Below are 8,739 nucleotides of genomic sequence, written 5' to 3'. Positions count from 1 at the left end.
CTCGGAATCGCAGATCAACTGAACGTCACTGTCTCACTTGACTTGACACATAGCGAGCCGCCATTCAAGGTTGGGAGTTCAACCCGGTCGGCCGTCCGTACCACGTTGTCGGGCCGCTCCGGCGCAGGTACTTCAACGGTCATCACCCCGGTCAACCTGCATCGGACGTGATCACTGCACCCTGCTCGTCAGGTTCAATCCTCTTCAACACCAGACTCATTCGATACCTGCCATCTCGCATGAGATCCTCAATTCGTAGCGGTTCCCCAAACTTGACAAGGTACGGCACCAGCTGGGAATTACTCTCGAGGTCAAGGAGTTCGATCCCTCGCCCGGCTGGTTTGATGAATACTGTCCCGTGGTACTCGAGAGCCTTACATGACCAGAGTGCCAGCTCGGATTCGGTAGCGTCAGAATTTCCGTCAGTCATAGTCAACCCCGTTGTAGATCGTCCTTCGGCCGGTCACCTTGCTGGCCTCCATTCTCCAATCATCCTGTGATGCTCTGGCGTTGGGCGTGTAACCAGTGTATCCGCCAGTGCGAGATCCCAGACGGACTAAAGGCCTTCTTCATCTGGACCCCCCATGGCCTGAGCCCAATTTCCGCTGACCGCTTGTCCGCTCCACGACGAGTGGCCCCTCACGCTTGAACGCGTGAGGAGCTGTTCGTTGACCTCCCAGCCATTGATCAGACGGCTAGGAAGCTCCCGGAGCCCGGTCCCTGGGATTGCCAGCACTGCATCGGGATGAGGTTGGTTTGCGTCGGACTCTCACTGATAACGACGAATTCTGATCACCGGAATTGCTTACACACGTGGTCGCCAAGAATTGTTCGCGATGCCCTACAAAGAACAAGCGCACGGAATCGGCGGTCTCGGCAGAGGCGAACCCGCAGACTCGCTGTTCACACCCGATTCAGATCTGGGATGCGTTGCGCGACTTGATTCCGTGCACTTCAGAACCATCAGAACGCAGCGCTGTCGACTGCGGTCTAGAAACCAAACCCAACGGTAAAATCACTGGAGATCAAGTAGATTGACCGCATCGGTATAGTCAGACCGGGCCACGCGGACGTATCGATCGGTCGTCGAAATTGATGCGTGTCCTGCCCAGTCGCGGACCACTGTGAGTGGAACCCCGGATCGGAGCCATCCCACAATTGCTGTCGCCCGCAGGTCATGCCAGACAAATTCTGGATGACCCATCTTGGTTACGATCTCCTTGAATCCTGTGCGGACGATGACATTCCCGTGATGAAGTGAACTTCCCCGAGGTCCTCGCCACAACGACTCAGCGCGAGACCCCATCACATCGATGCGCCGATTCAGGGTCGGCACCAGCGACGCGGGTAGCGGAGCAGACCGAATCTTGCCCGACTTCGGCGGACCTAGAACTCGGTTTCTCCCGGTGCCGGACCAAGCCCGCTGAACCCGGATCACCCTGTCTTCGAAACTGACATCCGACGGGCGGAGCGCTAGAAGCTCACCCACACGCACCCCGGTCAGTACCGCGACTGACGCGAGATCCGAGTAAAGCTCATCGCGCCTCTGCAACTCGCCCAGCAGTTGATCGATCTCAACCCGAGCCAGAGTGTGCACTTCTCGACGCAATTCCCGAGGGGGCTTCTTCGCACTCAACACCGGATTACCCTGCAACACACCCTGCTTGATCGCATGAGCGCAGAGCCTGCTGAGGAAACTGCGGGTGCCCATCACGACTGTCCGCGACACACCGACAGCCCATCTGGCCTGCGCACGCTCCACCATGGCCGAATTCAGATCTCCGATCCTGACGTCACCCAGCGTGGGAATCACCCGTATCGACAGATGTCCTCGAAAATTGGCGATGTTCTGGTCACTCGACAAGCCATACACGATCTCGGACCAGTATCTGTCCGCGTAACTCGCAATGGACATCAGACCAATCTTGTCTTCTCGTGCCGTCCTCCCCCGATTCACGTCCAGCCATTCATCCGCCTGCCATTTGAAGTCGAACGTCTTGGTTGGTTGCCGAATCTGCCTGCCCGAGAGAGGATCTCTCACCACATAGCGCGCCTTCCATCGGCCGTTCGGCATCTTGGCAGGGTTGGTGGATCTTCTACCTGCCATACCGCGCGAACCTGGCACTCAATCCTTGACCCAACATGAACTGAGTTAGATCCATCAGGCCACCCGCTCTTCTACGAACGCCTCAACATCTGCCGGCCTGAACCGCCGCGAACGCGCACCGAGCATCACACACCGGATCTGCCTCTCTCTCGCCAGCTTGTCCACCGACCACTCCGAGATCCCCAAGTACTCCGCAACCTGGGAGGACTTCCACAACGCCAACTCTTCCATCCTCACTCCGCTCTCGATTTCTTGTCCACAAAGTAGCAACTAGCCACGAACACTAGACCCTTCTTTGCTACTTTGTCCACACTCATTAGTGCTGCTTCGTGAAGTGTCGGGAATCGACTAACATCGCGGGCATGGAATTGATCGCCCGCAGTGTCCTTGCAGACCGGCTTGGGATGACCCGGAAAGCTGTACAAAACTTGATCGACACAGGCCTGGTCCGCGACATCGTCACGAGCGGACGCAACGTCTACGTCACGGCGGAAGAAGCAGACCGGCTAGAGTCCACCCCCTTTGTGCCGGAGGACCATCCAGTGGCTCTGATGGTGAAAGTCGCAGCGGCTATCAAGGATCCAAATGACGACGAGCGTCCGTGGCAAGGATGGAACAAAGACGTCGAAGCCCAGGACCCTGATCAGATTCTCGGCGTTGGACGTTGGTGGCAAGTCCGAGATCCGGATCGATACGTGGGCAATCTGTTGATACCGATCACCGCAGGTTTTGTACTTGCGGTCTACCGCGTTAAGGGATACCGAACCGGACCGGGAAAGCTACGAGCATTCGATCTCGAAGTCGCATCTGCCGACGAAACCAAACCGTTTGAAGGACACCGCTTTCCCCTTCAGCAAGGCAGCTTCACAGATCCGCGGTAGTTTGTGGTGTTGTTTCCGGCACACATCGGATTAGCTCGCCGGAGAGTGTCGACCACGCCCGAACCAATACGGATGGCAGTTCGATGACTGTCTCGGACGTGGATGACTCTCGGCTCTCTGTCGACAGGGCAGCGATATCCACATCTTCTGGTGCGTTCAACTCAGATTGTCGTTCAGCACGCACCTTACCGAGCCCTCCGGCCCCCGTAACCTTCGGCGCCCGTCCCGGTCGAATGTTGTACGACGCGAGACACATGCCTCGAAATGCCTCCACTACGAGCGACGAGGGGTGTACGAAAGTGTCACCCCGATCGACTGAGACAATCTCTCAGAATGGATAATCGGATTCCCCTATCGGATGAAGGGAGCGCTTCGTGACCTATTGGGCGGTTGCTCGGCCAGGCTCGGGTTCCGGCGAGGTTCTCGTGCACGATGGTTACGTCGTCGGTGACGATGCTGCTATCGCGCAGATCGCCGGGGCAGGCGTGCAGTTAGTTGCGGCGGAAGACGGATCGCGGCCGATGATCTGGGTGTCTTTGGGAAGCGCGCATGCCCGTGTGCCGGGATTCGGTGATCAAAGTCTTGACCGTGCCGCACTCGAAGCCGAGATCCGCCGGTGTGTCACGGAGGAAGAGAACGCACAGCGACGCGCTGCTGTCGAGGCGATGCTCGAGGGTTCTTCGCACGCTCGACCGGCCGCACATTCAAGGACGGCGGGTTCGGTTCGTGATCAGTGGAGCCGCATCTCCGATTGGCTGCGAGTCCACTTCCCCGGCACGACGATCACCGGCGCCGACCGCGACAGTGTCGACGCCGCGATGGCGAAGATGGGACAAAGGTGGCCGGCCGAGTTGATCGAGCTGTACACCTTGGTCGACGGCGTTTCCGACGAGAGGCTGCTGGGGTTGCTCCACCGTTTCGCGTTTCTCACGTTGGACGATGCCATCTGGCATTGGGAGTCATCTATCCAGATTTGGGACGAGAGTGCTCGCTTGTACGGCGACGGACCGGTCGATGCGCCCGCCGAGGCAGGATTTCAAGCCGACACCTTCATCCCGGCCTTCGTGCCCTTCGCGGGGATGGACGGTAACTTCCTGTGCGTCGACACCCGCCCTGGTCCCATGCACGGTTGCGTAACCGAATTCGACAAGTCCGGGGCAGACGAACCCGGACCACGGTGGGTCTCGATCAGCGCCATGCTGACTGATCTCGCCGACAGCCTGACGACCTCGCAAGCGTTCGACGACGGCTGGTATTGGACGACAGACAACGGAGCCCTCGAATGGGAACCTGACCGTACCTGGCAACTCAGACAGATTGTTGCAAGCCAACTCTCACGCCCCTCGTCCGAATCGTTCAACTAAACGAGTGCCGCCTGGACTGCCTTTTCCGGAATTGAATCGGCGTATCCCATCCCAATGGGCGATCACGCAGCAGCGACTGCGATGAAGTCGATCACCTGAGGGTCTGCGTACACCACATCATCGCCGGGAACGAACTCGAACGAATCCGGGTACGAAGTATGAAGACAGTTCGGAACTGGCCCGTTCTCGACTTCTGCCCACTGCAATCGCTGTTCGTTCGAAAGACCGATCCACCATCGCTGCAGTGCAGCTAGAACACCGTCGACATAGTCCGCCACCGCCCCCGGCAGTCGAACGGACTCCGAGTTCGTCGAATCCGAAAACCACGGAAGCGCCAGCTTGTGGCCCTTGGCGAGAACTTCGTCGACATACTTCTGCGGCACTTCTCCCCGAGGAGCAGCAAAGAGAGCGCGACGAGCGCGGCTTCCGAGAGCAGTGAACCAACTCGCGATTGGATCAATCGTCGGGACCGAAGCGGCGCTCTCGTTCATCATTCAACCATCCTAGATTTCTAGTGGTTCCCACCGAACAATCCGTGATCGTATTCACTTCCAACTCTTGCGCTTCACGGAGCTATAGGCTCTCCGGCCATGGACAAGTGGCAATACTGGACCGAATCGATCAACATCACGGAGCGCTGGAATGCGAAGAAGCAAGCGGAGGCGATCGCCAAATTCAACGAATACCTCAACCATCTCGGCTCCCAAGGCTGGGAGTTGATCAGTTATCAAGAAGTGCTGATGACTGGCAACCTCACCGGAAACATCAAGGGACGGAACTACATGGCGATATTCAAGCGCAGAACGTCGTGAATCAAAGAGGCTGACGACAGTAGAACCGAACTGACCAGGCGCCTCAGAAAATGCAGTCGAGATAGTTCAACGCTCAAGTATCTGTTACCTGACGAAGACTGGTAACCGAAATCTTCAACCCGTACATTTCCGATGGCGGCATCACCCGACTCCGTACTCGGGTATGGCGTAGCCCTGCCGACGCGATCCTCCAGACAGTCGGCGGGGCACCACAAACGGTGCGCCGCTTCCGCCTCGGTTCTCGGCGCACCCAGGGCCACCAGCGTGCTGATCACACACTCGCTGGTGGCCCTTGTCAGTAACACCCCCGGATCTCGAAGATGCCCGACGAGATTGAGGTTTGACCTTCCCCTCGCGCCGTAGACAGCGCCTGCGGTGGTTCGACGTCGATAACACGGTTAGCCCCACGAGCCAGCCGGCAGCGCTCGCTTCGACTGCGCCGACTAAGATCATTCACGGGTCGGGACCCGGACAGCGAGAGTTGTATTAGCCGATGAAGAACGGTGCATACTGCACACAATGCCGACGCTGCAGCAGTGTGGTTTACGACGGCCCATGGATCTCACCAGCCGAACGGCTGAGACTGCAGCAAGATCACCGAAGTTCCTGTCCCGCGGATGTCATTCCGATCCGAGAGCCGCTCACTGCGTCGCCGCCAATTGCCGCTGTGAACTCGCACATCACGCGCCCGGCGCAATTGCGGCAGAGGGTAAAGTCGGAGATGAAAAGGCCCCATGGTTACGATACGGCTACCATTGCAGGTATGGTGGGATTGTAAACGTATAGCGCTACAGTTGTTCGTTTACCAGCCCTGACGGTCCCCTATCTTGTGTGGCCGTCAGGGCTACCCTGTTGGGAATTGAAGAACGCGGAAGCTAGTTACTCTCGGCAACTATCTGCGACCGGAAACCTGCAGAATCTAACGGGCCTCGAAACGGAGATGTCGTGAAACGAAAAGCACTGTGCCTCACAGCAGGAGCCCTCTTCGTCGCCTTTGTAACCCGATCACTCGGTTCACTGGCCGTGGCTCAGCCTTTCGGCGTTCCGTACGGGCATCGCCGGATCTACTAAGGAACCTGATCTACTCCCTTTCCAGTTCGACACCCACTCAGCTAAGCATCAACGAAAAAGCCCCCGATCTCACCGCTAAACGCGATGAGATCGGCGGTATTGTCATGTGGGTCAGACGATGGCGAACTTGGCACCGGCATACACCGTCGTGCCGAAGGTACTCACTCGCTGCACTTGAACCTTGACCAGATCCCCGGCAGCGAGTGAAATACCGGCGGTCACCCGCGCACGTAGGTCATAGGCGGACGTATTCGGTCCAGTCGCAACAACAGTGTCATTGACGAGTATTCCGTGCAGCCATTGCACTGTCCGATCGCACTGGCAAGACGCTGGTGACGATTGCGTTCGGATGTGCGGCCGGAACGCTGAACGCGTTGCCCGCCATCGCCGTTCCTGAGTTCGGCGTGAACACCACATCAGTCCATCCGTCGGTACCATCAGACCGCCGTGTGCCCCACTGAAAGCGGGGACGTTGAATCCATCCAGGCAGCGGCGCACTACGGAGGGAGACCGCATTGGTGCGGGCTTGGATTCCGTGGCCGACGCGTGAGCAGGACCGGCGGTGACTTACACCTGGATGGAGGTCCGTGCGCGTTGAGATCGCTGTGCCGAGTCACAATGACTGCAAGGCGTTTTGTCGGCGACATCCAGACGCACCCCTGGACGACAACGACGCGAGGCGGACTCTCCACCAACTACTCGCGCCACGGCGCCTAGCGTTGGGCGAGAGGTGCGGCTAAGCGTTAGAGCAACTCGACGCGAGCTGAGTCCGCTTCTGCGTGATCAGCGGGTCGAGAACATTCAGGTACTCCCAGATGTAGATGCCATACCAATCGGCCCCGTTCTGGTACCCCTCACGCACGATCCGGCGATTCGGAAGCCAGCCACGCTCAATCTGACGTACCCAATAGGCGCAGCGAGCGGACAGCTGAGACGGAGCGAACAACCAGTATTCCTCGGCGTCTGAAACCTTTGCAGGCTTGGGCCTTTCGAGGATCATCCAGCGTCGATTATCGCTGCCAGTCTTCATGCTGTCGCCTTCCTGGCTAGAACAGTTACGTCCAGATGCGCGTCGAGCATCTCACCCGTCAAGAATACTTCCGTTCTCGACAGCACTCCGAACCGCCTGGCCTTGAGGTATTTGTTCTTCCGCAGTGAGTCATCTCGATTGGCTGTCAGCCAGCGATACTCCGGATACTGACATGCGTGCAACTCGGCGACCTGGACGAGTCCGGCGCGGCGCGCAGTGAGGGGATGGGGACGATATAACCTAGAGTGGCGACCGGCGGGGTTGGTGTTCTGGGTGGATGATCGGCCCCGCCACTCGCCAAATGGGAGCGACTTTGTGCGCGTTGATTTCTGGAGCACTCGGCCGGTGATGTGCGGCTGGTGCGTCGACAGATCCAGGCGCGCCCCTGGACGACGTGATGCTAGTTCGTGTCGGGGGCTTTGTTGCGGATGACGTTGTTGATCAGTTCGACCCAGCCGGCGTCTATGTCGGGGGCAACTGTTTGTTCGGCGCGGGCGCGGATCTCGGCGCGCAGTTCGTCTTCTGTCATGCGGCTGTCGGTTCGTCTTGTTGGCAGAGGACGTGAATCGGTGTGGGGTAGCCGGTTACGAGGGCAGCGGCAATGAGAAGTTTCTCATCGTGATTTGCTGCGGCGATGGTGTTGGTGTTCACAGGCCTTTATTACCAGATCTAAGCATTTCGCTAGATTCAGGTCTGGCTAGCGAGGTGGGTTCGGCTCGTTCGCTGATTGCATCTTCGGTCGACGGTGTGGTGAATATGCGGTTGACGAGGGCGTCGCGTAGTTCATCGCGTTCATTCAGGGCGGCGTCGAGCGCATCGAGGACGTCGACCAGCACGTCGTCGCCGTAGCTCTGCGCGTTCTTTCGAAGATGGGCGCGTCCTTGCGGGCTGAGATCGGTCACGTGCAGCTCTCCTGGCATCGATGTCTTTACCAGTTTATTACTAGCCTTGTCTCGCGTGGCCGTTTGGTGCTTCGATGTCCGATACGCGAATGTGCGGGTGGTCGATTTCGACACTGCCCGCACAACGCGCACAGCGTATACCGTTGGCTAGATTTGGAGCATATTGAATCTACGGCATACCCTCTGCGTACCGAGAGACCCACCGGCGGGCCTGACGACGCGCCGACCACAGCAGGTTACAGAATGCAACGGGACTACACCTTCAACTACCCTGCCGGCAGCGAAGTAGTCAGATATCAAGCCAGACACATACAGTCCTATGAGCAGCTACTTGTCAACAACTCAAATTGTGATCTTGCCTTCAATCGCAGCCTCCATGAGCTCGGAACTGGATAGTTACAATCCACGCGTGCACCCGTAGCTGGACAGCCCAGGCCGCCGCCACGCTGGCATCCCGATCATCATCACAATCCATTCGGTGGTGGGATGAGTGAACCTCGGCTTCGGATAGTTCGACCACATGGTAGGACCCCGTTTGGTGAGCCACTCGCTATCAGAGAATCAATGCGTGT

The 8,739-nt window shown here is 58.2% G+C and carries 13 protein-coding genes; 5 read left to right on the top strand and 8 right to left on the bottom strand.

What is annotated here, in order from left to right; all coding sequences use genetic code 11:
• Positions 1-1,015: 1,015 nt before the first annotated feature.
• Positions 1,016-1,711: a tyrosine-type recombinase/integrase gene (locus tag ACKAMS_RS33440; protein ID WP_408990101.1), complete on the bottom strand. Its 696-nt coding sequence runs from the start codon at positions 1,709-1,711 to the stop codon at positions 1,016-1,018.
• Here ACKAMS_RS33440 and ACKAMS_RS33435 point away from each other — a divergent pair.
• Positions 1,704-1,901, top strand: a complete 198-nt coding sequence (locus ACKAMS_RS33435; RefSeq protein WP_408990102.1) for a hypothetical protein — start codon at positions 1,704-1,706, stop codon at positions 1,899-1,901. The genes ACKAMS_RS33440 and ACKAMS_RS33435 overlap by 8 nt on opposite strands.
• Positions 1,902-2,161: 260 nt before the next feature.
• On the opposite strand, the gene ACKAMS_RS33430 is transcribed toward ACKAMS_RS33435, so the two are convergent.
• Positions 2,162-2,338 (bottom strand): AlpA family transcriptional regulator, encoded by a 177-nt coding sequence (locus ACKAMS_RS33430; RefSeq protein ID WP_095971867.1) that lies wholly within the window; start codon positions 2,336-2,338, stop codon positions 2,162-2,164.
• 131 nt (positions 2,339-2,469) lie between these two features.
• On the opposite strand from ACKAMS_RS33430, the gene ACKAMS_RS33425 reads away from it, so the two are divergent.
• Together ACKAMS_RS33425 and ACKAMS_RS33420 are read left to right on the top strand one after the other, a co-directional pair.
• Positions 2,470-2,988, top strand: coding sequence for a hypothetical protein (locus tag ACKAMS_RS33425; RefSeq protein ID WP_408990100.1), 519 nt, complete (start codon positions 2,470-2,472; stop codon positions 2,986-2,988).
• A 374-nt stretch (positions 2,989-3,362) separates the two neighbouring features.
• Positions 3,363-4,352, top strand: coding sequence for an SMI1/KNR4 family protein (locus ACKAMS_RS33420; RefSeq protein WP_408990099.1), 990 nt, complete (start codon positions 3,363-3,365; stop codon positions 4,350-4,352).
• A gap of 62 nt (positions 4,353-4,414) precedes the next feature.
• Here ACKAMS_RS33420 and ACKAMS_RS33415 read toward each other — a convergent pair whose 3' ends face one another.
• Positions 4,415-4,846, bottom strand: coding sequence for a hypothetical protein (locus ACKAMS_RS33415; RefSeq protein ID WP_408990098.1), 432 nt, complete (start codon positions 4,844-4,846; stop codon positions 4,415-4,417).
• Between the two features lie 96 nt (positions 4,847-4,942).
• Here ACKAMS_RS33415 and ACKAMS_RS33410 point away from each other — a divergent pair, with 96 nt between their 5' ends.
• Positions 4,943-5,164 carry a DUF4177 domain-containing protein gene (locus ACKAMS_RS33410; RefSeq protein ID WP_095971864.1) on the top strand — a complete coding sequence of 74 codons (222 nt, stop codon included), beginning with the start codon at positions 4,943-4,945 and terminating at the stop codon, positions 5,162-5,164.
• A 945-nt stretch (positions 5,165-6,109) separates the two neighbouring features.
• On the top strand, positions 6,110-6,235 hold the full coding sequence (locus ACKAMS_RS33405; protein ID WP_259349318.1) for a hypothetical protein: 126 nt from the start codon (positions 6,110-6,112) through the stop codon (positions 6,233-6,235).
• Between the two features lie 111 nt (positions 6,236-6,346).
• Here ACKAMS_RS33405 and ACKAMS_RS33400 read toward each other — a convergent pair whose 3' ends face one another.
• The 5 genes from ACKAMS_RS33400 to ACKAMS_RS33380 form a co-directional block, all read right to left on the bottom strand.
• Positions 6,347-6,541 (bottom strand): hypothetical protein, encoded by a 195-nt coding sequence (locus ACKAMS_RS33400; RefSeq protein ID WP_182262681.1) that lies wholly within the window; start codon positions 6,539-6,541, stop codon positions 6,347-6,349.
• Positions 6,542-6,971: 430 nt separating this feature from the next.
• Positions 6,972-7,265 (bottom strand): hypothetical protein, encoded by a 294-nt coding sequence (locus ACKAMS_RS33395; protein ID WP_182262680.1) that lies wholly within the window; start codon positions 7,263-7,265, stop codon positions 6,972-6,974.
• Positions 7,266-7,665: 400 nt separating this feature from the next.
• Positions 7,666-7,794, bottom strand: a complete 129-nt coding sequence (locus tag ACKAMS_RS33390; protein ID WP_259349317.1) for a hypothetical protein — start codon at positions 7,792-7,794, stop codon at positions 7,666-7,668.
• A complete protein-coding gene (locus tag ACKAMS_RS33385) occupies positions 7,791-7,916 on the bottom strand; it encodes a hypothetical protein (RefSeq protein WP_259349316.1) in 126 nt (41 codons plus the stop codon). Before ACKAMS_RS33385 ends, ACKAMS_RS33390 begins: the two co-directional genes overlap by 4 nt.
• On the bottom strand, positions 7,913-8,167 hold the full coding sequence (locus ACKAMS_RS33380) for a hypothetical protein (RefSeq protein WP_182262679.1): 255 nt from the start codon (positions 8,165-8,167) through the stop codon (positions 7,913-7,915). Before ACKAMS_RS33380 ends, ACKAMS_RS33385 begins: the two co-directional genes overlap by 4 nt.
• Positions 8,168-8,739 lie beyond the last annotated feature (572 nt).

Origin of the sequence: Rhodococcus sp. 5A-K4 (assembly GCF_046097995.1) — a bacterium.
GTDB classification, from domain to species: Bacteria; Actinomycetota; Actinomycetes; order Mycobacteriales; family Mycobacteriaceae; genus Rhodococcus_F; species Rhodococcus_F erythropolis.
The sequence above is the reverse complement of the archived record's forward strand: the minus strand, read 5'-3'. Positions and strand labels throughout refer to the sequence as shown.

Coding starts and splice junctions, on each gene's coding strand:
- ACKAMS_RS33440 (WP_408990101.1), bottom strand. CDS start 1,711: ATGGGCACCCGCAGTTTCCTCAGCAGGCTCTGCGCTCATGCGATCAAG.
- ACKAMS_RS33430 (WP_095971867.1), bottom strand. CDS start 2,338: ATGGAAGAGTTGGCGTTGTGGAAGTCCTCCCAGGTTGCGGAGTACTTG.
- ACKAMS_RS33425 (WP_408990100.1), top strand. CDS start 2,470: ATGGAATTGATCGCCCGCAGTGTCCTTGCAGACCGGCTTGGGATGACC.
- ACKAMS_RS33415 (WP_408990098.1), bottom strand. CDS start 4,846: ATGATGAACGAGAGCGCCGCTTCGGTCCCGACGATTGATCCAATCGCG.
- ACKAMS_RS33410 (WP_095971864.1), top strand. CDS start 4,943: ATGGACAAGTGGCAATACTGGACCGAATCGATCAACATCACGGAGCGC.
- ACKAMS_RS33395 (WP_182262680.1), bottom strand. CDS start 7,265: ATGAAGACTGGCAGCGATAATCGACGCTGGATGATCCTCGAAAGGCCC.
- ACKAMS_RS33390 (WP_259349317.1), bottom strand. CDS start 7,794: ATGACAGAAGACGAACTGCGCGCCGAGATCCGCGCCCGCGCCGAACAA.